24 protein-coding genes, 1 tRNA gene and 1 riboswitch are annotated in these 26,734 nt (G+C 66.2%); of the genes, 14 read left to right on the forward strand and 11 right to left on the reverse strand.

Features of this window, described 5'->3' with window-relative positions; translation table 11 throughout:
• Positions 1-75 precede the first annotated feature (75 nt).
• Positions 76-675: a DUF2306 domain-containing protein gene (locus tag C4N9_RS09605; RefSeq protein ID WP_109533111.1), complete on the forward strand. Its 600-nt coding sequence runs from the start codon at positions 76-78 to the stop codon at positions 673-675.
• Between the two features lie 63 nt (positions 676-738).
• Here C4N9_RS09605 and C4N9_RS09610 read toward each other — a convergent pair.
• Positions 739-813: transfer RNA gene (locus tag C4N9_RS09610), tRNA-Gly, on the reverse strand.
• A 281-nt stretch (positions 814-1,094) separates the two neighbouring features.
• Here C4N9_RS09610 and C4N9_RS09615 point away from each other — a divergent pair.
• Positions 1,095-1,292 carry a CsbD family protein gene (locus C4N9_RS09615; protein ID WP_109533112.1) on the forward strand — a complete coding sequence of 66 codons (198 nt, stop codon included), beginning with the start codon at positions 1,095-1,097 and terminating at the stop codon, positions 1,290-1,292.
• A 105-nt stretch (positions 1,293-1,397) separates the two neighbouring features.
• On the opposite strand, the gene C4N9_RS09620 is transcribed toward C4N9_RS09615, so the two are convergent.
• The 5 genes from C4N9_RS09620 to C4N9_RS09640 all read right to left on the reverse strand — a co-directional run bounded on the left by C4N9_RS09620 (position 1,398) and on the right by C4N9_RS09640 (position 9,189).
• Positions 1,398-4,841: a pyruvate carboxylase gene (locus C4N9_RS09620; protein WP_109533113.1), complete on the reverse strand. Its 3,444-nt coding sequence runs from the start codon at positions 4,839-4,841 to the stop codon at positions 1,398-1,400.
• Between the two features lie 101 nt (positions 4,842-4,942).
• Positions 4,943-5,362, reverse strand: coding sequence for a hypothetical protein (locus C4N9_RS09625; protein ID WP_109533114.1), 420 nt, complete (start codon positions 5,360-5,362; stop codon positions 4,943-4,945).
• Positions 5,363-5,435: 73 nt separating this feature from the next.
• On the reverse strand, positions 5,436-6,392 hold the full coding sequence (locus tag C4N9_RS09630; RefSeq protein WP_109533115.1) for a Gfo/Idh/MocA family protein: 957 nt from the start codon (positions 6,390-6,392) through the stop codon (positions 5,436-5,438).
• A 279-nt stretch (positions 6,393-6,671) separates the two neighbouring features.
• Positions 6,672-8,492, reverse strand: coding sequence for a translational GTPase TypA (gene typA / locus C4N9_RS09635; protein ID WP_109533116.1), 1,821 nt, complete (start codon positions 8,490-8,492; stop codon positions 6,672-6,674).
• Positions 8,493-8,574: 82 nt separating this feature from the next.
• Positions 8,575-9,189, reverse strand: a complete 615-nt coding sequence (locus C4N9_RS09640; RefSeq protein ID WP_109533117.1) for a YitT family protein — start codon at positions 9,187-9,189, stop codon at positions 8,575-8,577.
• Between the two features lie 242 nt (positions 9,190-9,431).
• Between C4N9_RS09640 and C4N9_RS09645 the strand changes: the two genes are divergently transcribed.
• On the forward strand, positions 9,432-9,971 hold the full coding sequence (locus C4N9_RS09645) for a dihydrofolate reductase family protein (protein ID WP_109533118.1): 540 nt from the start codon (positions 9,432-9,434) through the stop codon (positions 9,969-9,971).
• Positions 9,972-10,076: 105 nt separating this feature from the next.
• Here the strand turns inward: C4N9_RS09645 and C4N9_RS09650 are convergent, their stop codons facing one another.
• Positions 10,077-10,682, reverse strand: a complete 606-nt coding sequence (locus C4N9_RS09650; RefSeq protein WP_109533119.1) for a YitT family protein — start codon at positions 10,680-10,682, stop codon at positions 10,077-10,079.
• Between the two features lie 30 nt (positions 10,683-10,712).
• A complete protein-coding gene (locus C4N9_RS09655) occupies positions 10,713-11,042 on the reverse strand; it encodes an SMR family transporter (RefSeq protein WP_109533120.1) in 330 nt (109 codons plus the stop codon).
• Between the two features lie 162 nt (positions 11,043-11,204).
• Here C4N9_RS09655 and C4N9_RS09660 point away from each other — a divergent pair, with 162 nt between their 5' ends.
• The 3 genes from C4N9_RS09660 (at position 11,205) to C4N9_RS09670 (ending at position 15,123) form a co-directional block, all read left to right on the forward strand.
• Entirely contained in the window at positions 11,205-11,975 is a 771-nt protein-coding gene (locus C4N9_RS09660) for a dienelactone hydrolase family protein (RefSeq protein ID WP_109533121.1), read from the forward strand.
• A 235-nt stretch (positions 11,976-12,210) separates the two neighbouring features.
• Positions 12,211-14,406, forward strand: coding sequence for an NADP-dependent isocitrate dehydrogenase (locus tag C4N9_RS09665; RefSeq protein WP_109533122.1), 2,196 nt, complete (start codon positions 12,211-12,213; stop codon positions 14,404-14,406).
• A 174-nt stretch (positions 14,407-14,580) separates the two neighbouring features.
• A complete protein-coding gene (locus C4N9_RS09670; protein WP_109533123.1) occupies positions 14,581-15,123 on the forward strand; it encodes a hypothetical protein in 543 nt (180 codons plus the stop codon).
• A gap of 4 nt (positions 15,124-15,127) precedes the next feature.
• On the opposite strand, the gene C4N9_RS09675 is transcribed toward C4N9_RS09670, so the two are convergent.
• Together C4N9_RS09675 and fabB are read right to left on the reverse strand one after the other, a co-directional pair.
• Positions 15,128-15,916 carry an enoyl-ACP reductase FabI gene (locus C4N9_RS09675; RefSeq protein ID WP_109533124.1) on the reverse strand — a complete coding sequence of 263 codons (789 nt, stop codon included), beginning with the start codon at positions 15,914-15,916 and terminating at the stop codon, positions 15,128-15,130.
• 31 nt (positions 15,917-15,947) lie between these two features.
• Positions 15,948-17,177 (reverse strand): beta-ketoacyl-ACP synthase I, encoded by a 1,230-nt coding sequence (gene fabB, locus C4N9_RS09680; RefSeq protein WP_109533125.1) that lies wholly within the window; start codon positions 17,175-17,177, stop codon positions 15,948-15,950.
• 222 nt (positions 17,178-17,399) lie between these two features.
• Here fabB and miaB point away from each other — a divergent pair, with 222 nt between their 5' ends.
• From miaB to metK, 6 genes are all read left to right on the forward strand, one after another.
• Positions 17,400-18,776: a tRNA (N6-isopentenyl adenosine(37)-C2)-methylthiotransferase MiaB gene (gene miaB / locus C4N9_RS09685; RefSeq protein ID WP_109533126.1), complete on the forward strand. Its 1,377-nt coding sequence runs from the start codon at positions 17,400-17,402 to the stop codon at positions 18,774-18,776.
• A 319-nt stretch (positions 18,777-19,095) separates the two neighbouring features.
• The gene (locus tag C4N9_RS09690) at positions 19,096-20,055 is read left to right on the forward strand and encodes a PhoH family protein (RefSeq protein ID WP_245902507.1); all 960 of its coding nucleotides are present in this window, start codon (positions 19,096-19,098) and stop codon (positions 20,053-20,055) included.
• Positions 20,056-20,142: 87 nt separating this feature from the next.
• Positions 20,143-20,685 (forward strand): rRNA maturation RNase YbeY, encoded by a 543-nt coding sequence (gene ybeY, locus C4N9_RS09695; protein WP_109533128.1) that lies wholly within the window; start codon positions 20,143-20,145, stop codon positions 20,683-20,685.
• Between the two features lie 23 nt (positions 20,686-20,708).
• The gene (locus C4N9_RS09700; protein ID WP_109533129.1) at positions 20,709-21,812 is read left to right on the forward strand and encodes a transporter associated domain-containing protein; all 1,104 of its coding nucleotides are present in this window, start codon (positions 20,709-20,711) and stop codon (positions 21,810-21,812) included.
• A 9-nt stretch (positions 21,813-21,821) separates the two neighbouring features.
• Positions 21,822-23,378: an apolipoprotein N-acyltransferase gene (gene lnt / locus C4N9_RS09705; protein WP_109533130.1), complete on the forward strand. Its 1,557-nt coding sequence runs from the start codon at positions 21,822-21,824 to the stop codon at positions 23,376-23,378.
• 40 nt (positions 23,379-23,418) lie between these two features.
• Positions 23,419-23,466, forward strand: a riboswitch (SAM-SAH riboswitch).
• A gap of 9 nt (positions 23,467-23,475) precedes the next feature.
• A complete protein-coding gene (gene metK / locus C4N9_RS09710; RefSeq protein WP_109533131.1) occupies positions 23,476-24,642 on the forward strand; it encodes a methionine adenosyltransferase in 1,167 nt (388 codons plus the stop codon).
• Positions 24,643-24,830: 188 nt separating this feature from the next.
• Here the strand turns inward: metK and fabA are convergent, their stop codons facing one another.
• Complete coding sequence (gene fabA, locus C4N9_RS09715) at positions 24,831-25,340, reverse strand: bifunctional 3-hydroxydecanoyl-ACP dehydratase/trans-2-decenoyl-ACP isomerase (RefSeq protein ID WP_109533132.1); 510 nt, start codon at positions 25,338-25,340, stop codon at positions 24,831-24,833.
• A 158-nt stretch (positions 25,341-25,498) separates the two neighbouring features.
• Between fabA and irr the strand changes: the two genes are divergently transcribed.
• Both irr and C4N9_RS09725 read left to right on the forward strand, forming a co-directional pair.
• Positions 25,499-25,939 carry a Fur family transcriptional regulator Irr gene (irr, locus tag C4N9_RS09720; protein ID WP_109533133.1) on the forward strand — a complete coding sequence of 147 codons (441 nt, stop codon included), beginning with the start codon at positions 25,499-25,501 and terminating at the stop codon, positions 25,937-25,939.
• Positions 25,940-25,957: 18 nt separating this feature from the next.
• The gene (locus C4N9_RS09725; protein WP_109533134.1) at positions 25,958-26,734 is read left to right on the forward strand and encodes a 23S rRNA (adenine(2030)-N(6))-methyltransferase RlmJ; all 777 of its coding nucleotides are present in this window, start codon (positions 25,958-25,960) and stop codon (positions 26,732-26,734) included.

Here is a 26,734-nt window from a genome sequence, read left to right on the forward strand (position 1 = left end):
GTCAAGATTCAAGCTTGACAGTGTAAAGCTTCGCCGAATATTGGGGGTGGCTTTACACTGTCAAGGAGTCTTCCCATGCCTCGTTCCTTCGCCTGGTTCTTCTGGACCCTTTCGATGATCATCGCGCTCGCTTCGCTTCGGATCCTCGCGCTGCCGATGGCCGAGGCGATGCCGCATATGCTGCATTACCTCGATAGCGCACCGGTCGGGACGTGGGTCCACATGACCGCAGGACCGCTCGCGCTGGGTCTTGCGCCCTTCCAGCTGTGGCAGGGATTGCGCCGCCGCCGTCCGGCGCTGCATCGCTGGACCGGCCGGATCTATGCACTTGCCATTCTTGCCGGCGGGGTGGCGTCGCTGGCGATGTTGCCGGGGTTCCAGGGATCGACTTTTGCGCAGGCGGGATTCGGCGTGCTGGCGGTGCTGTGGATCGGCACCACGTTCCTGGGCGTCGCCCGCGCGCGGACCGGAGACATGGCCGCGCATCGCCGCTGGATGCAGCGCTCGGTCGCGCTGACCTTCGCCGCCGTCACGCTGAGGCTGATCATGGGGCCGCTGATGGCGCTGGGCTGGACGGTGACGGAAACCTTTGACGTGACGGCCTGGGGCAGCTGGCTGATCAACCTGGCGGTCCTGGAATATTGGCAGCGGTGCCGGGTGCTGAAGCCCGCGTGACGGCGCAAGACGCGGTGCCACAAACCAAAACGGCGGCCCGAAGGCCCCCGCGTTTGGTCCAATTGGAGCGGGCGATGAGATTCGAACTCACGACCCTAACCTTGGCAAGGTTATGCTCTACCCCTGAGCTACGCCCGCACCCGTTTGGTAGGCGCTGATTTAGGGGAAGGCGGCGCGGGCCGCAAGAGGAAAAATACCGGGCACGCGGATTTTGTGCGCGCCGCCGTCCCCGGAACCCAAGAAGTGCGTTTCTCCTTGAAAAACCGCGATTATTCGGTGGTGGGCGCGATTTTTTCTGCCGCGCGCCTTGCTGCTGACATTCCCGTGAGCGCCGCGCCGCTCAGGAACCCAAAGCCGGGCTGCGCGTTTCATTGTCAAACCGCGGATGCTCCGCGGCGGCAACCAGAAGGAGTTGTTCCATGAACAGCGACACCGTCGAAGGCAAATGGAAACAGATCAAAGGCGAAGCGAAAGTCCAGTGGGGCAAGCTCACGGATGACGATCTCGACGTCGCCGCCGGTCACAAAGACAAGCTCTCGGGCAAGATCCAGGAGCGCTACGGCAAGTCCAAGGAAGAGGCCGACCGCGAAGTCGACGCCTTCTATTCGAAGTACTGACACCCGTTTTGACGACCCGGACGCGCCGACCTGTCCCGGCGCCGATATGGGCCAAAGACGGCAAAGGGGGCGCTTGGCGCCCCCTTTTTCGTGTCTCGAACCCGCTTACTCGAACTCGATCAGCAGGTCATGCGCTTCGATCTGCGCGCCGGGCTGGACATGCACGGCCTTCACCGTCGCCGCGCGTTCGGCATGCAGGCCGGTTTCCATCTTCATCGCTTCGATGGTCAGCAGGAGGTCGCCCGAATTGACCTTCTGCCCCACGCTGACCCCGACCGAGGCGACCGAGCCGGGCATCGGCGCGCCGACATGGTTCTCGTTCGTATCCTCGGCCTTGGGGCGGGCGGCCTGCGTGGCCTTGGCCTTGCGGTTGGGCACCCGGATCGTGCGCGGCTGGCCGTTGAGTTCGAAGAATACCCTCACTTCTCCGTCATCCTGCGTCTCGCCCACGGCGATCAGCCGTATTTCCAGCGTCTTGCCGGGGTCGATCTCGGCGGTGATCTCTTCGCCCGGCTCCATGCCGTAGAAGAAGTTCCACGTCGGCAGGGTACGCACCGGCCCGTAGGTCAGGTGACGCTCCATGTAATCGGTGAAGACCTTGGGATACATCAGGTAGCCGTTGAGATCCTCGTTGTCGAACTCGACATCGTCGAGCTTCGCCGACAACTCGGCCCGGACCTCGTCGAAATCGACGGGTTTCAGATGCTTGCCCGGCCGCTCGGTCGAGGGTTTCTCACCCTTCAGCGCCTTCAGCGTGATCCCCTCGGGCCAGCCGCCCTCGGGCTGACCCAGATTGCCTTTGAGCATGTCGATCACCGAATCGGGGAAGGACATCTCGCGCTTGGGATCCTCGACATCCTTTCGGCTCAGGCCCTGGCTGACCATCATCAGCGCCATGTCGCCCACTACTTTGGACGACGGCGTCACCTTGACGATATCGCCGAAGATCTGGTTCGCGTCGGCATAAGCGCGGGCCACGTCGGGCCAGCGCTCTTCCAGCCCCAGCGAACGGGCCTGCGCCTTGAGGTTGGTGAACTGACCGCCCGGCATCTCGTGCAGATAGACCTCGGACGAGGGCGCCTGCTGGCCGGTCTCGAAGGCGCCGTAATGCGCGCGCACCTGTTCCCAGTAATCCGAGATCTCGCGCACCGCGCCCATGCTGATCCCGGTATCGCGGTCCGTATGGCGGAAGGCCTCGACGACCGAGCCCAGCGTCGGCTGGCTGGTATTGCCCGACAGCGCGTCCATCGCCGCATCGACGCAATCGACGCCCGCATCGGCGGCGGCGATGATCGTGGCGATGGCCGCGCCCGAGGTATCATGCGTGTGGAAATGGATGGGCAGGTCGACCGCATCCTTCAGGGCCGAGAACAGGACCTTGGCCGCCGGGGCTTTCAGCACGCCCGCCATGTCCTTCACGCCCAGCACCTGCGCGCCGGCCGCTTCCAGCTCTTTCGCCATTTTGACATAATAATCAACGGTGTACTTCTGCTGGCCCGGGTCCAGAAGATCCGAGGTATAGCAGATCGTCCCCTCGCAGATCTTGCCCGATTCGATCACCGCATCCATCGCGACGCGCATGTTCTCGACCCAGTTCAGGCTGTCGAACACGCGGAACACGTCGACCCCGGTCTCGGCCGCTTGCGCCACGAAGCTCTGCACGACGTTGTCGGGGTAATTGGTATAGCCCACCCCGTTCGACGCGCGCAGCAGCATCTGCGTCAGCAGGTTGGGCATCGCCTTGCGCAGGTCGCGCAGGCGCTGCCACGGGCATTCCTGCAAGAAACGGTACGCCACGTCGAAGGTCGCGCCGCCCCAGCATTCGACCGAGAACAGCTCGGGCAGGTTCGCGGCATAGGCCGGCGCCACGCGGATCATGTCGATCGACCGCATCCGGGTGGCCAGCAGCGACTGGTGCGCGTCGCGCATCGTCGTGTCGGTGATCAGCAGCTTCGACTGGTCCTTCATCCAGTCCGCCACCGCCTTGGCGCCTTTCTCCTGCAGCAGGGTGCGGGTGCCGGGCGGGGGCGTATCGACGCGCGTTGCAGGCGCCACCGGCGGGCGCGGCTGCGCGGCAGGCCGGGCGCGACCCGCCGTCTCGGGGTGGCCGTTGACGGTGATGTCGGCAAGATAGGTCAGAACCTTCGTGCCCCGGTCGCGCCGGGTCTCGAAGTTGAACAGCTCGGGCGTGGTGTCGATGAACTTGGTCGTCGCCTGATCGGCCAGGAAGGTCGGGTGCTTGAGCAGGTTCTCGACAAAGGCGATGTTGGTCGACACGCCCCGGATCCGGAACTCGCGCAAGGCCCGGTCCATCCGCGCGATGGCTTCCTGCGGGGTGGGCGCCCAGGCCGTCACCTTGACCAGCAGCGAATCGTAGAACCGGGTGATGACCCCGCCCGCATAGGCGGTGCCCCCGTCCAGACGGATCCCCATCCCGGTGGCCGAGCGATAGGCGGTCAGGCGGCCGTAATCGGGGATGAAGTTGTTGAGCGGGTCTTCGGTGGTGATCCGGCATTGCAGCGCGTTGCCCGAAAGCGTGACGTCCGCCTGGCTGGGCGTGCCCGTGGCCTCGGCCAGCGTCGCCCCCTCGCAGACGCGGATCTGCGCCTTGACGATGTCGATGCCGGTGACTTCCTCGGTGACGGTGTGTTCGACCTGAACGCGGGGGTTCACCTCGATGAAATAGAACTCGCCCGAATCCATATCCATCAGGAACTCGACCGTGCCCGCGCATTGATAACCGACCGACTGGCCGATCTTCAGCGCCAGCGCGCAGACTTCTTCGCGCTGCGCATCGGTCAGATAGGGGGCAGGGGCGCGCTCGACGACCTTCTGGTTGCGGCGCTGCACGGTGCAGTCGCGCTCGTACAGGTGATAGAGATTGCCATAGGTATCGCCCAGCAGCTGCACCTCGACATGGCGCGCGCGCTGGATCATCTTTTCCAGATAGCCCTCGCCATTGCCGAAGGCAGCCTCGGCCTCGCGACGGCCCTCGCGCACCTTCGCTTCCAGCTCGTCAGGGCCCATGATAGGGCGCATGCCGCGCCCGCCGCCGCCATGGCTGGCCTTCAGCATCAGCGGATAACCCACCGCGTCGGCCATGCGCCGGATCTCGGCCATGTCGTCGCCCAGAACCTCGGTCGCGGGGATCACCGGCACGCCCGCCTCGATCGCCACCTTGCGCGCGCTCGCCTTGTCACCCAGAGCGCGCATCGTCTCGGCCTTGGGTCCGATGAAGGTGATGCCCGCCTCGACGCAGGCATCGACCAGCGCGGGGTTCTCCGACAGCAGGCCATAGCCCGGATGGATCGCATCCGCGCCCGCCTTCCTGGCGACGCGGATGATCTCGGGGATCGAGAGATAGGCCGCGACCGGGCCCAGCCCCTCGCCGATGCGGTAGGCCTCGTCCGCCTTGAAGCGGTGCAGGCCCAGCTTGTCCTCCTCGGCATAGACCGCCACGGTTTTCTTGCCCAGCTCGTTCGCCGCCCGCATGATGCGGATGGCGATCTCGCCACGGTTGGCAATCAGTATCTTGTTGAAACCGGGCATTCCGACATCTCCCTGTGCATCGGCCGTCAGGCTGGGCCGATTTCTGCAATGCGGCGGCAGGATTGCAAGATTTTGTTACAATGCAAAGGGCCTATTTTTCCTCAGTATTCCATCTGCGGAACGCCTTCAGGATCATAGACTTGGACCAGCAGACATTCGATCAGATCGGGCCTTTCGCCGCGATCGCACAATGTTTGCGCCACCATCTCTCCCATGGCGCGCGTGGGCAGCCCGCAGACCACTTCGTGCCAGTGCAGCCCCTCGCGATGCTGGGCAAAAATGTCGACCGACCAGCCCGCCGGCGAACACCAGTTGGTAACGATGCAATCCTCTGCCATCGCGCCGCCCGCGACGCATTCGGCCATCGCCGCGTCGATCGCTTCGGCCGGCGAGGCCCCGACGGCCATGCCCGACGACATCTCGGGCGCCTGCACGAAGGCGATCCCCGTCTCGGCCAGGGCGGACAGGGGGGCCAGGGCGGGTAGGGGGGCCAGGCAGGCGAGGATTAGAAAAGCACGCATGAATCAACTCCGTCGCTAACGATGCGACCGAGCCTAGCGGTTCCGACCCGCCCTGCCTATGCCCGTGATCCGCCTACAACCCGCCTGCCGCACGTATCGCGTCGATCATCGCCGCATTCCCGCGCGAGACTTCTAGAGGGCAGTCGAAGGGCACCCCGTCCAGCGCGCTGCGCTCGAAGGCCTCGACCATCAGCCGGTACTGATCGACGGGCTCGAACCGCTCGATCCGCGTCTCGTCATAGCCGCGCCGCACCACCACCTCGGCCGCCGCCGCCACCCCGGCATTGAACGGCGCGCGCAGCTCGATCACGCCCTCGGTGCCGTGAAAGGCGATGCGTTGATGGGGCGCCATCCGGGTCGAGCAATAGAAGGACAGGCTGAAATCCCCGAAATCGGCCCAGACCCGCGCGGTGGTATCGACGCCGTTCTCGACCTCGAGCGCGGCACGGATCTCGCCCGGCTCGCGCCCGGTGGCGAAGCGCGTGGCGATGCAGGGATAGACGCCGATATCGTAAAGCGCGCCGCCCCCGGTTTCGGGCCGGTTGCGGATATTCGCCGGGTCGTCGTTGTGGAAACTGAACGCCGCCTCGACCTGGCGCAGGACACCGATCGCGCCATCGGCCAGCAATTGGCGGACCCGGTGCCACTGCGGATGATGGCAGACCATGAAGGTTTCGGCACAAAGCAGCCCCGAGGCGTCGCGTGCGGCGATCAGCCTGTCGATCTCGGGCGCTTCCAGCGCGACAGGCTTTTCGCACAGCACATGCTTGCCCGCCGCCAGCGCGCGCAGCGACCAGTCGACATGCAGATGATTGGGCAGGGGAATATAGACCGCGTCGATATCGGGATCGGCGAGCAGCGTCTCATAGCTGTCATGGACCCGCAGATGCGGCGTGACCCCGGTGAAAGCCTGCGCCTTGCGCGGCGTGCTGGTGGCGAGGGCGGCAAATTCCGCCCCCCGCGCCGCATTCAGGGCAGGCATCAGCGCCGTGCGCGCGATCTTCGCCGCTCCGAGTATTCCCCACCGCATCGCCGCCTCCTGTCGTTTGCGCTAACGGGTTCTTGATGCCAAAACCCCGGCGCAAAGGCGAGCGGAAATGAAAAAAAGGGGGCGTTGCCCCCTCGGCCTTGCGGCCTCACCCCCAGGATATTTTCAGAACAAAGATGCGCGGTTCAGAAGAAGCGCGTGCTTCATCTTTGCGCCTCAAATATCCTCGGGGGTGTCCAGAGGGGGCAGACAGCCCCCTCTGGCCCCGGCCTGCCACAGGCGCGGCGGGTCGATGCCCGGGCCCGCGACGGAACCGGCGCGTCAGCCCTCGGTCTTCGCCTTGCGCTTGCGCTCGTGCGGATCGAGATAGCGTTTGCGCAGGCGGATCGATTTCGGCGTGACTTCGACCAGTTCGTCGTCGTCGATATAGGCGATCGACTGTTCCAGCGACATGATGACCGGCGGCGTCAGGCGCACCGCGTCATCGGTGCCCGAGGCGCGCACATTGGTCAGTTTCTTGCCCTTGAGCGGGTTCACTTCCAGATCGTTGTCGCGCGAATGCTCGCCGATGATCATGCCCTCGTAGATCTGTTCCTGCGCGCCGATGAACATCTTGCCGCGATCTTCGAGGTTCCACAGCGCGTAGGCCACCGACACGCCGTTCTCCATCGAGATCAGCACGCCCTGGCGGCGCCCCTGGATCGGCCCCTTGTAGGGCGCCCAGGAATGGAAGATCCGGTTCAGCACGCCGGTGCCCCGGGTATCGGTCATGAACTCGCCCTGATAGCCGATCAGCCCGCGCGAGGGGACATGCGCTACGATCCGGGTCTTGCCCGCGCCCGCCGGTTTCATCTCGACCAGATCGCCCTTGCGGGGACCCGTCAGCTTCTCGATCACCGCGCCCGAATATTCGTCATCGACATCGATGATCGCTTCCTCGATCGGTTCCATGCGCTGGCCGCCCTCGTCGCGGAAGATCACGCGGGGCCGCGAGATCGACAGCTCGAAGCCTTCGCGGCGCATGTTCTCGATCAGCACGCCCATCTGCAATTCGCCGCGACCCGAAACGACGAAGGCCTCGCCGCCCGGCGTGTCCTCGATCTTGATGGCGACGTTGGATTCGGCCTCTTTCATCAGCCGCTCGCGGATCACGCGCGACTGCACTTTCGAGCCGTCGCGCCCGGCCAGCGGGCTGTCATTGATACCGAAGGTGACCGAGATGGTGGGCGGGTCGATGGGCTGCGCGTCGATCGGCGTTTCCACCGAGGGGTCGCACAGCGTGTCGGCCACCGTGGCCTTGGTCATGCCCGCAAGCGAGACGATGTCACCCGCGACGGCCTCGTCGATGGGTTGCTGGCCCAGACCGCGGAAGGCGAGGATCTTGGTCACGCGGAACTGCTCGACCCGCTCGCCGGTGCGCGAGAGCGCCTTGAGCGTCGTGCCGACCTTCAGCGTGCCCGCTTCGACCCGGCCGGTCAGGATGCGGCCGATGAACGGGTCCGCGCCCAGAGTGGTGGCCAGCATGCGGAACGGTTCATTCGCGGCGGCGATCTGCTTGGGCGGCTCGACATGGCGCACGACCATCTCGAACAGCGCGGTCATGTCCTTGCGCGGCCCGTCCAGCTCGTCATCGGCCCAGCCGTTGATCCCCGAGGCATAGAGCACCGGGAAGTCGAGCTGTTCGTCCGAGGCGCCGAGATTGGCGAAGAGGTCGAACACCTCGTCGAGCGCGCGATCGGGCTCGGCGGCGGGTTTGTCGACCTTGTTGAGCACGACGATGGGTTTCAGCCCCAGCGCCAGCGCTTTCGAGGTCACGAATTTCGTCTGCGGCATCGGCCCTTCGGCCGCGTCGACCAGCAGGCACACGCCGTCGACCATCGACAGGATGCGCTCGACCTCGCCGCCGAAATCGGCGTGGCCGGGCGTGTCGACGATATTAATGCGCGTGCCCTTCCATTCGACCGAGGTCGCCTTGGCAAGGATGGTGATCCCGCGCTCGCGTTCGAGGTCGTTGGAATCCATGGCGCGTTCGGTGACGGCCTGGCCTTCGCGATAGACGCCGGATTGTTTCAAAAGCTCGTCGACGAGCGTGGTCTTGCCGTGGTCGACATGCGCGATGATCGCAATATTGCGAAGGTCCATGGAACTGTCCTGTTTGCTGCGCTGCCGCGCATACAACAGCTTTGGGGCTTTGGCGAGTCGCGTTCGCGGCCCCGGGGCTGCATCAGCGCATGACGTACCAGTCACGGCGGTGGTTGAGCGCGATGACCCCGTTCAGGATCGCCGCGCCCAGAAGCGACCACAGCACGCGGTCGAGGGGCAGGATCGCCGCCGCAGCGGCGAACAGCGCCAGATCGTGGACCAGCTGCGTCACGCCGGCGCGGATGCCGTAGCGGTCCTGCAGGATCATCGCGATGATCGACACGCCCCCCAGGCTGCCGGAATGGCGAAACAGGCCCAGAAGGCCCACGCCCGCGCTGACGCCGAACAACACCGCTGCCGCGCCGGGATGGACCGCGCTGATCCCCATGAGCGGCTTGAGCGCCTCGGCCATGAGCGAGACGAGCGCGACAGTGCCAAGGCTTTTCGCGCAGAAAACCGGCCCGCGCAGGGCCCAGGCCAGCGCGAAGAAGGGAATGTTGAGCACGAAGAACACGGCCGAGAAATTCCAGCCGGTGCCATAGGCCACGAGCAGCGCGAAGCCCGCGGTGCCGCCGGTCATCAGGCCCGCGGCGCGCAACAGGTGGATCCCCAGCGCTGCCTGCGCCGAGGCGATGACGAGGCCCTGGATGTCTTCGAACGGGGTATAGTGGTTGTCGGAGGATGGGTCAGCAATCATGACCTTAATGTGCCGCGGCGCAGCGAGGATTTCCAGTGCAGGCTGCGAATGTGCGCCATGCGTTCCGGACATGGCGGACCTTGGTGGGGCCTTGCATGGCGGAGATCGGTGGAAAAACAATCTGCCACCCGACGCGCTGGCAGGGCAGGTGTTTACCTTACCGAAACGTCTCGTTGCGATGCTGAGCCCGTTCCGCCGCCCGGGCCCGCAAAGGTCCCGCACGGCCCGTCTCAGGCCCCGCCATGCTGCCCGAAGTCCATGTCTTCATCGCCATGTCGCTCGACGGCTATATCGCCGATACGGGCGGCGGTCTGGATTGGCTGGTGATGCTGCCCGCCCCCGATGACGAGGATCACGGCTACGCCGCCTTCTACGAGCGGGTCGATTGCCTGCTGATCGGCGCCAACACGTTCCGCTCGCTTCTGGGGTATCGCGACTGGCCCTATGACAAGCCGGTCACGGTGCTGTCAGCCAGCCTGTCCGAACGGGATGTGCCCCCCGCCTTGCGCGGACGGGTGACGATCCTTGATGCGACGCCCGAAGCGGCACTGACCCTTCTGGCGCGGGATGGGGCGAAGCGGGTCTATCTGGATGGCGGGCAGCTCGTTTCAAGCTGTCTGCGCGACGGGCTGGTGCAGCGCATGACGCTGACGCGGCTGCCGGTGCTGCTGGGTTCGGGCATCCCGCTCTTCACCGATCCGGGGCCGCAATACATGATCCATCTCGACACGCGCAGCTGGCCGCATGGCTTCGTGCAATCGGTCTATCAGGTCATCCCCTGACGGCAGGGGAGGCCGGGACCCCGGGCGGTTGTCCATCGCCGGGTGCGGATCTGGACAGGCGGCATGCCCGCGCCCGGACGGGCTGACGATACAAGCTGACGGCGCTCAGGTCGCGATGTAGCGGTCGCGGCGGTGATTGATGGCGATCACCGAATTGACCACCAGCGCCCCCAGCGCCGACCACGCGATCAGCCGCCAGTCGGGCAACAGCACCAGCGCCAGCCCGAACAGCGCGGCGTCGAAGCCAAGCTGCACCCAGCCCGCCCGCCAGCCCCAGCGATCCTGCACGGCAAGTGCAACGATGCCCACGCCGCCAAGACTGGCACCGTGGCGGAAAAGCGCGATCAGCCCGGTGCCGCAGACCATGCCGAAAAGAACCGCGCCCGCTGCCACGTTCAGCCGCGCGAAGGCGATCCAGTCGGGGGCGAGCAGATTCAGTGCCGACAAGAGCGCCACGGCGCAGAAGGTCTTGATGGTGAAGGCCATCCCGAACCGCCGGTAGCCGAACCAGTAGAAGGGCAGGTTGATCACGAAGAACACGATCCCGAAGCTCCAGCCCGTGAGATACGAGATCAGCACCGCCAGCCCCGCCGTCTGTCCGGTGATCAGCCCCAGATGGGTCAGGATCGTCACCGAGAACGCCGCCATGGCCGAGCCGAAGGCGATACCCTGAACGTCTTCGAACAGCGAATGGCGGGCGGCGTCGGTCATCGGGCGGGGTCTCGGATCGGACGGTTGGGGTCAGTGCGGGGTGGCGTTCGAGAACAGGTTGATGACCAGGATCCCGGCCATGATCAGCGCGATGCCCAGGATCGCCGGCAGATCGAGCCGCTGGCCGAAGACCACGAGGCCGATGGCCGAGATCAGCACGATCCCCGCGCCCGACCAGACGGCATAGGCGATCCCCACGGGCATCACCTTGAGCACCATGGCCAAAAGCCAGAATGACGCGCCATAGGCCACCACGACCAGCAGCGACGGCCCGAGCCGGGTGAAACCGGCCGAGGCCTTGAGCGCGGTGGTGCCGACAGTTTCGAAGAAGATCGCGGTGAGAAGATAGACCCAGTGCATCGCCTGCTCGCTCCTTGATACCGCCCCTCTGTCGCAGCTTCGCGCGGGAAGGGGAAGAGGGGGCGGCGGTATGGAGGCCGCTGGCGTCGGATACTTCTGGAATACCGGGGAAGGGACGCTAGCTGGCCTCTGAGTGAATTCCGGAAAAAAAGGGAGGATGCAATGCGCCGTTCAGAGAAAACCGTCGCCGGCTTGGCGCTGACCGCGGCAACGCTGGCCGGGCTGGCCGCGCCGGCCGCGGCCGAGATCGTCAGCGAACCCTTGTCCTACAGCGTGGACGGGATGCCCTTCGAAGGCGTGGTGACGCGGGACGATGCCGTCGAGCCGCGCGGCGTGGTGATGATCGTGCACGACTGGGACGGGCTGACCGAGTACGAGCGCGAGCGCGCGGCGATGCTGGCGGGCCAGGGCTATACCGCCGTGGCGCTGGATCTCTACGGGACCGAGGCCGATCCGCAGGGGATGGAGGATTATCGCCGCCTGTCCGGTGCGCTTCTGGGCGACCGCGCGGCCTTGCGCGCGCGGCTCGATGCGGCGATGGCGGCGGCGGCGGATTTGCCCGGGGCCGGGGCGGGGCGCGTGATGATCGGCTATTGTTTCGGCGGCAGCGCGGCCCTTGAAGCGGCGCGGGCCGGGGCCGGCCTGGACGGGTTCGGCATCTTCCATGGCGGGCTCGACCTGCCCGACGGGCAGGATTACGCGCAGGTTTCGGGGCCGGTGATGCTGTGGCACGGCTCGGCCGATCCGGTGTCGGGACCCGAGGACCTGGCCGCCGTGCTGGTCGGCCTGCGCGAGGCCGGAGTGGCGCATGACGCGCGGATCTACGGCAATGTGCGCCATTCCTTCACCGTGCCGGGCAGCCGCGATTACGACGCGGCGGCGGATGAAGACAGCTGGCAGGGGCTGCTGGGCTTTCTCGACGCGACGCTTTGACGGGCATCCCAGGGACCTTGCGCGGTTTCCCCCGGCAGAGGGCCGCGCAAGGCGGCTAATTGTGTATACCATTGTACACAGAGCTTGACGCGCGCGGCGTTTTCGGTCAGGAAGCCCGTGCGAGCGGCGTTTCATGCTGCCGCGAGATTCCCGTCGCCCGGACCCCGCGTGCCTGCGCGCCGAAGTCCGGGCGACGCCGACACAGCGCCGCCAGAGACCTGCAGAGGACCCGCACATGACCGATACCCCCGATATCATCTACACCAAGGTGGACGAGGCCCCCGAACTGGCCCGTGCCTCGCTCGAGCCGATCATCCGCGCTTTCGCCGGCAAGGCCGGGATCTCGGTCGAGACCCGCGACATTTCCGTCGCCGGTCGGATCCTGGCCCTGTTCCCCGATTACCTGACCGAAGAGCAGCGCGTCTCGGACGATCTGGCTTGGCTGGGCGAGCTGGTGAAGACGCCCTCGGCCAATGTCATCAAGCTGCCGAACATCTCGGCCTCGATGCCGCAGCTCACCGCCGCGATCAAGGAATTGCAGGCCAAGGGCTATGCGATCCCCGATTACCCCTACGAGCCCAAGACCGACGCCGAGAAAGAGGCCCGCGCGCGCTATGACGCCGTCAAGGGCTCGGCCGTGAACCCGGTCCTGCGCGAAGGCAACTCGGACCGCCGCGCCGCCAAGCCGGTCAAGCAATACGCCATGGCCAACCCGCACCGGATGGGCGACTGGTCGAAAGACTCGAAGACCCGCGTCGCCTCGATGGACGGCAACGACTTCTTCGCCAACGAGAAATCGGCGACCATCACCGCGGCTCAGGCGGGTGGGGCGAAAATTGTCTTCACCGCCGAAGACGGCAGCGAGACGGTTCTGAAATCGGGCCTGAAATACCTCGAAGGCGAAGTCGTCGACGCGACCTTCATGTCGGCCAAGGCGCTTGAAGCCTTCATCCGCAAGGAAATCGCCGCGGTCGAGCCGGGCGTGCTGTTCTCGGTGCACCTGAAGGCCACGATGATGAAGGTCTCGGACCCGATCCTGTTCGGCCATTTCGTCAAGGTCTACCTGGAAGACTTCATCGCCAAGCACGGCGCCGAGCTGAAGGCGATGGGCTGGAACCCGAATTCGGGGCTGGGCGATCTGGAAAGCAAGATCAAGGGCAACGCCGCGTTCGAGGCCGATTACAAGGCCGTCATGGACGCGCAGCCGCCGATGTACATGGTGAACTCGGACAAGGGGATCACCAACCTGCACGTCCCCTCGGACGTGATCATCGACGCCTCGATGCCCGCGCTGATCCGCGCCGGCGGCAAGGGCTGGGGCCCGGACGGCAAGGAAGCCGACACCGTCTGCTGCATCCCCGACAATTGCTATGCGGGCGTCTATGACGAGACGATCGAGTACTTCAAGGAACACGGCAAGCTCGACGTCACCACCTGCGGCTCGGTGTCGAATGTGGGCCTGATGGCGCAGAAGGCCGAGGAATACGGCTCGCACCCGACGACGTTCGAGATTGCCGCGAAGGGCAAGGTCGAGATCGTGCTGGATTCGGGCGAGGTGCTGCACAGCCACGCGGTCGAAGCGGGCGATATCTGGCGGTCCTCGACGGCAAAGAAGGCGCCGATCCTCGACTGGATCGCGCTGGGCGTGGCACGCTACAAGGCGACCGGCTCGGCGGCGTTCTGGCTGGATGCGAACCGCGCGCATGACGCCGAACTGATCAAGTATGTCGAGCCCGCGCTGAAAGAAGCCGGGGTCGAGATCCCGATCATGGCGCCGCGCGAAGCCACCCGCTTCACGCTGGAAACGATGGTGAAGGGGCAGGATTGCGTCACCATCACCGGCAACGTGCTGCGCGACTACCTGACCGACCTGTTCCCGATCCTGGAACTGGGCACCTCGGCCAAGATGCTGTCGATCGTCAAGCTGATGCAGGGCGGCGGCATGTTCGAGACCGGCGCCGGCGGCACCGCGCCCAAGCATGTCCAGCAGGTTCTGGAAGAAAGCCACCTGCGCTGGGACAGCCTGGGCGAGTTCTGCGCGCTGGGCGAAAGCTTCAGCTTCCTGAGCGAGTCGAAGGGCAACGCGGCGGGCGCGATCATGGGCAAGGCCATCGACGTGGCGACGCAGAAGGTGCTCGACAACGACGACAGCCCCAAGGGTCGCGTCGGTCAGAACGACAACCGCACCTCGCATTACCACTTCGCCCGCTACTGGGCCGAAGCGGTGGCCGCCCAGACCGAGGACAAGGCCTTGGCCGAGGCTTTTGCGCCCATCGCCAAGGCGCTGGCCGAGAACGAGGAAAAGATCCTGGCCGAGATCCACGCGGCCGAAGGATCGCCCGCCGATCTGGGGGGCTACTACCTGCCCGACGAAGCCAAGGTCGCCTCGGTGATGCGTCCCTCGGCCACGCTGAACGGCATCATCGGCTGATAGGGCCGGTCACAGACATCAAAGGGCGGTCCCGCGGGGCCGCCCTTTTTTCGTGGCGCGCGTGACCGTCGCGGGCGCGAAGCATCGTTTATCTTGCGCGAAAGGCGCAAGCGGAACAGACTTTCCTGATTGATCGACCGATTTCATCAGCGAATATCAGCAGGGGATTTCACCATGCGATGCTTTCCAGCTTTCAGCGTCCTGCCGGCGACCGCGTCGCTGGTCTTTTTCCTGACCGCCTCGGCCGCCGCCGCCCAGAGCCTGAGCGCGGGCGAGGCCAGCGTGACCCTGCCCGGGGGGCCATGGCAGGTTGCCGCCGACGGCCAGAGCGCCGAGCGACGGATCGGCCCTGACAATTGGCTGCGCGCCTCGATCCGGTTCCACCCCTGGACGGGCGGGGTGGCGACCGACACTATTGCGCGGCGGCTCGCGGCCCATAAAGCGATGATGGAAGAGGCAGGCTATGCCGAAGCGCTGTTCGAGGATTACGACACCGATGTCGCGGGCCGATGGTGCCACGCGTTTCAGGCGCTCAGTTCTGGCGCGCCGGAGGCGGGCGCGCCCTTGCCCAAGGATGTCGTCGGCGCGCTCTGCCCGCTGGGATCGGGCGCCGTGGTCGAGATGGTGGTCGAAGACTTCACGCGCAACGGGGCCGAGGAATACGACAACCTGAACATCGATGCCGCCGCGCTCTATGACAGCCTGACGATCCGCTGAGCGCTTACAGCGCCTCGGGCTGGGGCATGCCCAGAACGTGGTAGCCCGAATCCACCATCAGGATATCGCCCGTGGTGCAGGCCCCGTAATCCGAGCACAGGAAAACCGCCGCGCCGCCCACCGATTCCAGCGTCGCGTTGTGACGAAGCGGCGAATTGGCTTCGGTGTGACGGAAGGTCTTGCGCGCGCCGCCGATCGCCGCGCCCGCCAGCGTCTTCATCGGCCCGGGCGAGATCGCGTTGACGCGGATCGCCTGCGGGCCAAGGTCATTGGCCAGATACCGCACCGAGGCTTCCAGCGCGGCCTTCGCCACGCCCATCACGTTGTAATAGGGCGTCACCCGGTTCGAGCCGCCATAGGTCAGCGTGATCAGCGAGCCGCCCTCGGGCATCAGCTCGGCCGCGCGGCGCGACACGTCGATGAAGGAATAGCAGGAAATATCCAGCGAATTCTTGAAGTTGGCGCGCGACGTGTTGGTGAACCGGCCTGCCAGCTCCGACTTGTCGGAATAGGCGATGGCATGGATCAGGAAGTCGATCGTTCCCCAGCGGTCCTTCAGCGCGCCAAAGGCCGCATCGAGGCTCTCGTCGCTGGTGACATCCACATCGACCAGGAAATCCGACCCCAGCGAGGCGGCCAGCGGCTCGACCCGCTTGCCGAAGGCATCGCCCTGATAGCTGAAGGCCAGCTCGGCCCCCTCGGCGGCCAGCGCCGAGGCGATGCCCCACGCGATCGAGCGGTCATTGGCCACCCCCATGACCAAGCCGCGCTTGCCCTTCATCAGATCGGCCATGACGGGTTCTCCCAAAGTTGCGAACGCAGAGTTACGAACGGTATTTCGACATGACCAGCGTCGCGTTGGTGCCGCCGAAGCCGAAGCTGTTGGACAGCACCGAATCGTGCTCGACATTCTCGCGCAACTCGGTGACGACCTCGTGCGGGCGGATCTCGGGATCCAGCTGCGTGACGTTGATCGACGGGGCGATGTAATTGCCCTGCATCATCAGAAGCGAATAGATCGCTTCGTGCACGCCGGTGGCGCCCAGGCTGTGGCCGGTCATCGACTTGGTCGAACCCACCGGCGGCGCGTTCTCTTCGCCGAAGACGCGGCGCACGGCCTTGATCTCGGTCACGTCGCCTGCGGGCGTCGAAGTGCCATGCGCGTTGATATAGGTGATCTTGCGCCCCTCGGGCAGGGTGCCCACGGCCAGTTTCATCGACCGCTCGCCACCTTCGCCCGACGGTGCCACCATGTCGTGCCCGTCCGAGGTCGCGCCGTAACCCGTCACCTCGGCATAGATCTTCGCGCCGCGCGCGCGGGCATGTTCCAGCTCTTCCAGCACCACGACCCCGCCGCCGCCGGCGATGACGAACCCGTCACGCGTCGCGTCGAAGGGGCGCGAGGCCAGTTCCGGCGTGTCGTTGTATTTCGACGACATGGCGCCCATCGCGTCGAACAGGCACGACAGCGTCCAGTCCAGTTCCTCGCCGCCGCCGGCGAACACGATGTCCTGCTTGTTCATCTGGATCTGCTCGACCCCGTTGCCGATGCAATGCGCACTGGTCGAACAGGCCGAGGTGATCGAATAGTTCACGCCCTTGATCTTGAACGGCGTGGCCAGGCAGGCCGAATTGGTCGAGGACATGCAGCGCGTGACCATGAACGGCCCCATCCGCTTGGGCGAGCCTTTCTCGACGACGGTGTTATGGGCCACGAACAGATTGGCCGTCGACGGCCCGCCCGAGCCGGTGATCAGGCCGGTGCGTTCGTTCGAGACGTCCTTGTCCTCAAGCCCGCTATCGGCAATCGCCTGCTGCATGGCGAGGAAGTTATAGGCCGCGCCCGCCCCCATGAAACGCAGGTCGCGTTTGTCGATATGCGCGGCAAGGTCGATCTGCGGCATGCCGTGGACCTGGCTGCGGAACCCGCGTTCGGTGTATTCCGGGGCGGCGACGATGCCGGATTTCCCCGCGCGCAGGCTGGCGTCGACCTCGGCGGCGGAATTCCCGATGGGCGAGATGATGCCGATCCCGGTGATGACAACGCGGCGCATGAAGACTCCCTGTGCTTCCCGACCCGGCGATCGCGGGCCCATTCTCTTGCGGGGGGGATGTACTTATCCTTGCGCCAAATTGCTACCGGTTTATTGCAAATGAGCCGCCTGCAGCGCGTTTCCGTGGCGGTCGGCGCCTTCGCGCGGCGCCTCGGTTGATGCGCGCCCCGATTAGGGTTACATGCGCGCAATCCCGCGACGGGCCAGCGACAGGATTGCACCATGACCGCGCCGAAAGAGACAGCCGCGATTCAGGCAGGGCCGATTGAGGCAGGGCCGAAAAAGCTCTTCATCAAGACCTATGGCTGTCAGATGAACGTCTATGACAGCGAGCGCATGGCCGAGGCCATGGGCGCGAACGGCTATGTCACGACCGACCGCGCCGACGATGCGGACATGATCCTGCTCAATACCTGCCATATCCGCGAAAAGGCCGCCGAAAAGGTCTATTCCGAACTGGGCCGCCTGCGCCCTCTGAAAGACGCCAATCCCGATCTGAAAATCGGCATCGCCGGCTGCGTCGCCCAGGCCGAGGGCGAGGAGATCCTCAAACGCGCGCCCGTGGTCGATCTGGTGGTCGGTCCGCAGACCTATCACCGCTTGCCCGCGATGGAGCAGGCCGCCCGCGCCGGAGCGCGTCCGGTCGACACCGATTTCCCCGAGGAAGACAAGTTCGAGCGTCTGCCGAAAGGCCCGCGCGCCAGCCGCGGCCCGACCGCGTTTCTGACGGTGCAGGAAGGCTGCGACAAGTTCTGCGCCTTCTGCGTGGTGCCCTATACCCGCGGCGCCGAGGTCAGCCGCCCGGCCGAGCGCCTGCTGCGCGAAGCGCGTGATCTGGTCGAGCGCGGCGTGCGCGAGATCACGCTTCTGGGTCAGAATGTGAACGGCTACCACGGCGAGGGCCCCGACGGCACTTGGACTCTGGCCCGGCTGGTCCGCGCGCTGGCCGAGATCGACGGGCTCTGGCGCATCCGCTACACGACCTCGCATCCCAACGACATGACCGACGACCTGATCGCCGCCCATGGCGACGAGGCCAAGCTGATGCCCTATCTGCACCTGCCGGTGCAGTCGGGCTCGGACCGCATCCTGAAGGCCATGAACCGCAAGCATACCGCGCAGGATTACCTGCGCCTGATCGAGCGGCTGCGCAAAGCGCGTCCCGATCTGGCGCTGTCGGGCGACTTCATCGTCGGCTTCCCCGGCGAGACCGATCAGGATTTCGAGGATACGCTCGGCCTCGTGCGGGCGGTGGGCTATCATTCGGCCTTCACGTTCAAGTATTCCGCCCGTCCCGGCACCCCCGCCGCCGAGCGTCCCGTCCTGCCCGAAGCCCTGCTCGACGAGCGTCTGCACCGACTGCAGGCGCTTATCACCGAGCAGCAGAAGGCCGCCCAGTTGGCGCAGGTCGGGCGCGAGGTCGGCGTGTTGTTCGAGAAAACGGGCCGCCTTCCGGGGCAGATGGTCGGCAAGTCCGACTATCTGCACGCGGTTCATGTCGGCGATTGCGATGCGAAACCGGGCGAGCTGCGCCGCGTGCGGATCACCGCCAGCGCGCCCAATTCGCTGTCGGGCGAACTGGTCCCCGTGCCTGCATGACCCTTCGGGCCGCGGGCGCGATTCCATCCGCCTCGGGGGTTTTCGTCAAGCGCCGCGCGCGATCCGGGCGGATGTGTTGTGGCTCATCGGGGCCATTGCACCAGATGTCGCATTTCTGCACCGTTAAGGAACAGTTTATGGCCTTTGCGCGTTCCATGGCTGAGTGTCACCCAAACGTCGCTTGCGAGACAGGCAAGGGCAGGGCAGCATGAACCTATTCCCACCGGATCCACCCCAGGACCCAATCCGGGACACGGCCAGAGAGGAGAGCCATTTGGGCATCAGCGCGCTGACCCCCCCGCCCAGTACCGGCGACGCCATGCAGACCCTGCTTGAATTCGCCGATAACCGATTGCTTGTCGACCTGTGCGGGGAATACGACCGCCACCTGGTCAAGCTGGAAGAAGATCTCGGCGTTCAGATCATCCACCGGGGAAACCAGCTGCACATCATGGGCGAAGAACATGCCCGCGCGCGCGCTGCCGAAACGCTCAAATCCCTCTATGCCCGGCTGAAGGGCGGGAAATCCGTGGAACCCGGCGACGTGGACGGCGCCGTGCGCCTGTCGGCGGGAGAGAAGGGCGAGAAACAGCTCGAGATGTTCCGCACCGGACAGGTCGAGATCCGCACCCGCAAGAAACATGTGGCGCCCCGGACCAAGGCGCAGCAGGATTATGCGAAGTCGTTGTTCGAGCACGAGCTGAATTTCGGCATCGGTCCTGCGGGCACCGGCAAGACCTATATCGCCGTCGCCGCCGCCGTGCATCACTTCGTCGAGGGCCATGTCGACCGCATCATCCTGTCGCGCCCGGCCGTCGAGGCGGGCGAGAAGCTGGGCTATCTGCCGGGCGACATGAAGGAAAAGGTCGATCCCTACATGCAGCCGCTCTACGACGCGCTGAATGACTTCCTTCCGGCCAAGACGCTGCAGAAGCTGCTGGAAGAAAAGCGCATCGAGATCGCGCCCCTGGCCTTCATGCGCGGCCGGACGCTGTCCAATGCCTTCGTCGTGCTCGACGAGGCGCAGAACGCGACCGAGCTGCAGATGAAGATGTTCCTGACCCGCCTGGGCGAAGGCTCGCATATGGCGATCACCGGCGACCGCACGCAGGTCGACCTGCCGCGCGGCCAGACCTCGGGGCTTGTCGCGGCCGAGCGGATCCTGCAGGGCGTCAAAGGCATCGGCTTCACCTATTTCACCGCCGTCGACGTTGTGCGTCACCCGCTGGTCGCGCGCATCATCGAAGCCTATGACCGCCAGTCGCCGGCGCAGGTCTGATCCTTCGGCGGCGCGCCTTTGCCGGGCGCGCCGCTCCTGAACCCTCTCCCTCTGGCCTTGGGCGCCATCGCGGATTACCTTGGACCCATGCCGGTCGAGCTTGTCACCGAAGATGAACGATGGGGTCCTCTGGATCTCGCCGCGCTGGCGCCCCGCGTCTGCGCGGAGACGCTGGCGCATCTGGGGCATGATCCGGCGCTTGTCGAGATCAGCCTTCTGGCCTGCGACGACGCCCGCATCCGCACCCTGAACGCCCAGTTCCGCGCCAAGGACAAACCCACCAACGTGCTGTCCTGGCCGACATGGGACCTGTCGCCCGACACGCCCGGCGGGGCGCCCGAGGCGCCGGAAACCGGCACGCCGGACGATCCCGAAATGCTGGGCGATATCGCGCTGGCCTTCGAGACCTGCACCCGCGAAGCGCGCGAGCAGGGCAAGAGCGCCGCCGATCACGCCACCCATCTGATCGTCCATTCAACGCTTCATTTACTCGGATATGACCATGAAACCGAGGAAGACGCCGCGTTGATGGAAAAAACCGAGGTCGAGATCCTTGCGAAGCTTGGTATCCGCGACCCATATGCAACCGATGATTCGGGCCTGCCGCAAGGCGTGGCCGGGGTCGATTGACGGGAACCAGTTGGAAAGGATCCATGAGCGACATCTCTTCGGGGGCGCCCGCATCGGTCGACAGCGCCGATGGCGACGACCAGAGTACCGACGGCAATTCCGGAAACAGGGGATTGCTGGCCCGCCTGTTCGAGGCCCTCACGCCGCATGAGGCGCAGAGCGAGGCCGAGAACGCGCTGAGCGCCTCGATGCGCCAGGTCCTGCCGGGGCTTGCCAATCTGCGGCGTCTGCGCGTCGCGGATGTCTCCATTCCAAAGGCCGAGATCGTCGCCATTCCCGAAGATATCGGGCGCGAAGACCTGATCGACGTCTTCCGCGAATCCGGCTTCTCGCGCCTGCCGGTCTATTCCGACACGCTGGACAAGCCGATCGGGCTGTTGCTGCTGAAGGATCTGGTGCTGAAGCGTGGCTTCGATCTGGGCGGCGAGGTCGATATCGCGGCACTGCTGCGGCCGATGCTGTATGTCCCGCCCTCGATGCCGCTGATCGTGCTGCTGCAGAAGATGCAGACCGAGCGCACGCATATGGCGCTGGTGATCGACGAGTATGGCGGCGTGGACGGGCTGGTGACGATCGAGGACCTGCTCGAACAGGTCGTGGGCCAGATCGACGACGAACACGACACCGAGGACGAACACCTGTGGTCCGCCGAATCCGAGGATACCTGGCTGATCCAGGCCCGGGCGATGCTCGACGATCTGCATGACGCGCTGGGGATCGACCTGCGCGACGGGATCGAGGACGAGGAAATCGACACGATGGGCGGTGTGGTCTACGTGTTGCTGGGTCGTGTGCCCGCGCGCGGCGAGGTCATCGAGCATCCCGCCGGGCACGAGATCGAGGTTCTGGACGCCGATCCCCGCCGCGTGAAGCGCGTGCGCCTGCGCCGCGCGGGGGCCAGCGAGGGTCTGGGCGACAAGCCCGCCCGGCAGGCGGGCGCACAGGCCTTGCCGACGGCGACAGAGGAAACCGACCCGGCCCAGCCCGGTGCTCGGCCTTCCCGTCCCGCCACCGCGCCCCGCGCCGCCGACCCGGCCCAGACCGGCCCTGCCGGGGAAGGGGCGCAGAACCGGGACACCGACCTGACCCCTGACCGGGTCACCCGCCCGGCGACCGACCGGGCCTGACGGCATCCCATGGCGCAACGCCTGCTCCCGTATCTGACCGCGCTCATCGCGGGAGCGCTCGCCGCGTCCGGACAGGCCCCCTGGGGGTTCTGGCCGCTGGCGCTGGCGGGCATGGCGCTGATCCTGTGGATCACCGCCCGCGCGCCCGGCCCCGCCGCCGTCTTCCGCCGCGCGCTGGTCGCGGGGCTGGGGCAATTCCTGCCGGTCATGGTGTGGATCGTCGATCCCTTCCTTGTCGACGCCGCGACCACCGCCTGGATGGCCCCCTTCGCGCTTCTGCTCATGGCGGGCGGCATGGCGCTGTTCTGGGCCGTCCCGCTCTGGATCGCCGCGCGCAGCAGCAACCGCCCGCGCGCCCGGATCTGGCGCGGGGCGCTCGCACTCGTCGCCTTCGAGGCCCTGCGCGGCATCCTGTTCACGGGCTTTCCCTGGGCGCTCAGCGGCCATGTCTGGATCGGCACGCCGGTCGATCAGATCGCGGCGCTTGGCGGCCCGCTTCTGCTCAGCGCGCTGACCCTCAGCCTGGCCGCTGCGCTGGCGGGTGCCGCGATTCGGGCCGGGCAGGGCGACTGGCGCCGCGCCGCGCTCGCGCTGCTCCTCGCGCCCCTCGCGCTGGGCGGGACCTGGGCCTGGGGCAGCCAGCGCCTTGCCCAGCCGCTGCCCGAGGGACCCGGCCAGATCCTGCGCCTTGTCCAGGCCAATGTGCCGCAGGATCTCAAATGGCGCTACGACCTGGTGCGCCCGTTCTTCGAGCGCCATCTCGACCTCTCTGCCGCGCCTGCCGATCCGGCGCTTGGCGCTTCCCCCGATCTGGTCCTGTGGCCCGAAACCTCGGCGCCCTTCCTGCTGGACCGTCCCGGCGACGGGCTTCAGATGATCGCCGCCGCCAGTCAGGTGCCCAGCGTGATCGGCATCCAGCGCCGCAACGAGGCGGGGCAGTATTTCAACACCCTCGCGCTCATCGACACCGAGGGCGCGGTACAGGCGATCTACGACAAGCACCACCTCGTCCCGTTCGGCGAATATGTCCCGCTGATCGGCGACTGGGCGGCGCGGCAGGGCTGGGGCGGGCTCGCGGCGCAGGTGCTGTCGGGCTACACGCCCGGCCCGGGCCCCGAACTGATGGATCTGGGCCCCGCCGGTCGCGCCCTGCCGCTGATCTGCTACGAGGCCGTCTTCCCCCGCAACTTGCGCGGCACCGAGCGGCCCGACTGGCTCTTGCAATCCACCAATGACGCGTGGTTCGGCGAGCGGATCGGCCCGTTCCAGCATTTCGCCCAGGCCCGCCTGCGCGCCATCGAAACCGGCCTGCCGCTGGCGCGTGTCGCCAATACCGGGATCTCGGCGATGGTGGATGCGCGCGGCCGCGTCACCGCCGCGCTGCCGATGGGCCAGATGGGCGCGCTCGATGCCGCGCTGCCCGGCGCGCTGCCGCCCACGCCCTATGCCCGGACCGGCGATCTGCCGTGGTACGCGGGCCTGAGCCTCGCCATGGCGCTGATGCTCGCCGCGCCCCGCCTCCGCCGCAGACGGGCGCGCGCCGGACGCGACAAAAGCGACCGATAAACCAATTGACCTTGTGCCGGGGGCGCGTTAGCCGTGCTTACCCCCGTCACAACGGCTTCCTGGCGTGACGGGCGACACCAATGGAGCACCCAATCCCATGAGCCGTTCGAATTACGTCTTCACCTCGGAATCCGTGTCCGAGGGGCATCCGGACAAGGTCTGCGACCGCATTTCCGACGCCATTCTCGACGCTTTCCTCGCCGAAGATCCCCAGAGCCGCGTCGCCTGCGAGACCTTCGCCACCACCGACCGCGTGGTCATCGGCGGCGAAGTGCGCGGCCCGGCCAGCGTCATCCAGCGCGTCGAGGAAATCGCCCGCGACTGCGTGCGCGATATCGGCTACGAGCAGGACGGCTTCCACTGGGCCAATATGAGCGTCGACAGCTACCTGCACGCGCAATCGGCCGATATCGCCCAGGGCGTGGATGCGTCGGGTGACAAGGACGAAGGCGCGGGCGATCAGGGCATCATGTTCGGCTACGCGACCGACGAGACGCCCGAGCTGATGCCGGCGCCGATCCTCTACGCCCATGCGATCCTCAAGCGACTGGCCGAGGTGCGCAAGAACGGCACCGAGCCGCAGCTCGGCCCGGACGCCAAATCCCAGCTGACGGTGCGCTATGTGGACAGCAAACCGGTCGGCGTGTCCTCGATCGTGCTGTCGAGCCAGCATCTCGATCCGGCGCTGACCTCGGATGATGTCAAGGCCATCGTCACCCCCTATTTCCACGAGGTCCTGCCCGAAGGCTGGATCCTGCCCGACAGCGTCTGGCACGTGAACCCGACGGGCAAGTTCGTCATCGGCGGACCCGATGGCGACGCGGGGCTGACGGGCCGCAAGATCATCGTCGACACCTATGGCGGCGCCGCGCCCCATGGCGGCGGCGCCTTCTCGGGCAAGGATCCGACCAAGGTCGACCGCTCGGCCGCCTATGCCGCGCGCTACCTCGCCAAGAATGTCGTCGCGGCGGGGCTCGCCAAACGCTGCACGCTGCAACTGAGCTACGCGATCGGCGTCGCGCGCCCGCTGTCGATCTATATCGACACCCATGGCACCGGCGCGGTCCCCGACGAGGCGATCGAGAAGGCGGTGGCGAAAAGCATGGACCTGACCCCGCGCGGCATCCGCACCCATCTGGGCCTCAACAAACCGATCTTCCAGCGCACGGCGGCCTATGGTCATTTCGGCCGCGCGCCCGAAGCGGATGGCGGGTTCTCGTGGGAAAAGACCGACCTGATCGACACGCTCAAAGCGTCGGTCTGACACCTGTCGGAGAGAGGGGGCGCTGCCCCCTCGACGCTGGCGCGTCTCACCCCCGGGATATTTGTGGAACAAAGATGCCGCGTTAAGAGCGCGTTAATCGTCCCGTCTTTGTTCTGAAAATATCCTCGGGGGTGAATTGGCCGCAGGCCAAGAGGGGGCAGACAGCCCCCTTCTTTTGTCCTGATCCCTCAGCTTTCGCTCAGGGCGACCTTCATGTCCTTGACCTGATAGATCACCTCGCCATCGGCCTCGACGATGCCGTCGGCCACGCCCATGGTCAGCCGGCGGGTCTGCACGGCCTTGGTGAAATCGACCTTGTAGGTCAGCATCTTGCGGTCGGGACGCACCATGCCGGTGAGCTTGACCTCGCCCACGCCCAACGCGTAGCCGCGCCCCAGCCAGCCGCGCCAGCCCAGGTTGAATCCGGTCAGCTGCCACAGCCCGTCCAGACCCAGGCAGCCCGGCATGATCGGGTTGCCGGGGAAGTGGCAGTCGAAGAACCACAGATCCGGCGTGATGTCGAATTCGGCCACGACATGGCCCTTGCCATGCAGCCCGCCATCGCCCGAGATATCGGTGATGCGGTCCATCATCAGCATCGGCGGTGCCGGCAGCTGCGCATTGCCCGGGCCGAACAATTCGCCCCGGGCGCAGGCCAGAAGAGCGTCCTTGTCGAAACGGGTAGGGTATTGCGACATCGATTTTCGGTCCTTTGCTGAGCGTCCGTCCGGTGTAGCATTCCCCCCTTGGCACTGACAAGCGCGCTGGGCACCGGCGCACTTGCCTGCGACGCCGTGAGGGCGGATCCGTTGCGCGCCCATTGAATCCCGGCGCCTTCCGGTCTTATAAGGGGGCCATGAGTACCGATTTCGCTACCCAGACCCGTCTGGCGCAGGAACGCGCCTCGAACTGGCTGACCGAGGCCGGCCTGCGGCCGACCCGCCAGCGGCTGACGCTGGCCGCCCTGCTGATGGGCGACGGGCGCAACCGGCATGTCACCGCCGAAAGCCTGTTCGCCGCCGCCAGCGACAGCGGCGAGAAGGTCTCGCTGGCCACGGTCTACAACACGCTGCGCGCCTTCTGCTCGGCGGGACTTCTCAACGAGATCACCGTCGATGCCTCGCGCTCGTATTTCGACACGCGGATCGACGATCACCCGCATTATTTCTGGGAAGACAGCCAGAGCCTGACCGACGCCCCGGCCGACCAGCTGGAGATCATGCGCCTGCCGGAGCCGCCCGAGGGCTGCGAAGTGGCGCGCGTCGACGTGGTCATCCGCCTGCGCCGCAAGGCCTGAGGGGCGGGGCCGGGACCCATGCTGTCCTATCAGCACCTCTATCACGCCGGCAATCTGGCGGATGTCCACAAGCACGCGCTGCTCGCGTGGGTGCTGGATTATCTGACCGCCAAGGACAAGCCGCTTACCTATATCGAAAGCCATGCCGGGCGCGGGCTTTATGACCTGTCGGCGCCCGAAGCGGTGAAAACCGGCGAGGCGGCGCAGGGGATCGGGCGGCTGGAAGCGCGGATCGACCCCGATCACCCCTATCGCAGGATCCTCGAGCGCGTGCGGCTGGCGCGCGGGGCGGATGCCTATCCCGGCTCGCCGATGATCGCCGCGCTCAGCCTGCGCGACAGCGATTCGGTCCATCTGGCCGAGGCGCATCCGCAGGAACACGCGGCCCTGGCGCAGGCAATGGCGGAATTGCCGGTGCGGGTGCACAAGGCCGACGGGTTCGCCAAGATCCAGGAACTGACGCCGCCGATGCCCCGGCGCGGGCTGTTGCTGGTCGATCCTTCCTACGAGACGGCCGAAGATTACGACCGCATGCCCAAATTCTTCGCGCAGGTCGCGCGGAAGTGGAATGTGGGTATCCTGATGCTGTGGTATCCGATCCTGACCGATGCCCGTCACCGGGCGATGGTCGCCTCGCTGGTGACGGCGCATCCGGGCGCGTTGTGCCACGAGGTTCGCTTTCCGCCCGCGCGCGACGGCCACCGGATGGTCGGTTCGGGGTTGTTCGTGATCAACCCGCCCTGGGGCATGGCCGAAGAGGCCGCGCGGCTGGGCCGTTTGTTCGACGCCCTTTAG

It is taken from the genome of Pararhodobacter marinus (genome assembly GCF_003122215.1).
Lineage (GTDB): Bacteria > Pseudomonadota > Alphaproteobacteria > Rhodobacterales > Rhodobacteraceae > Pararhodobacter > Pararhodobacter marinus.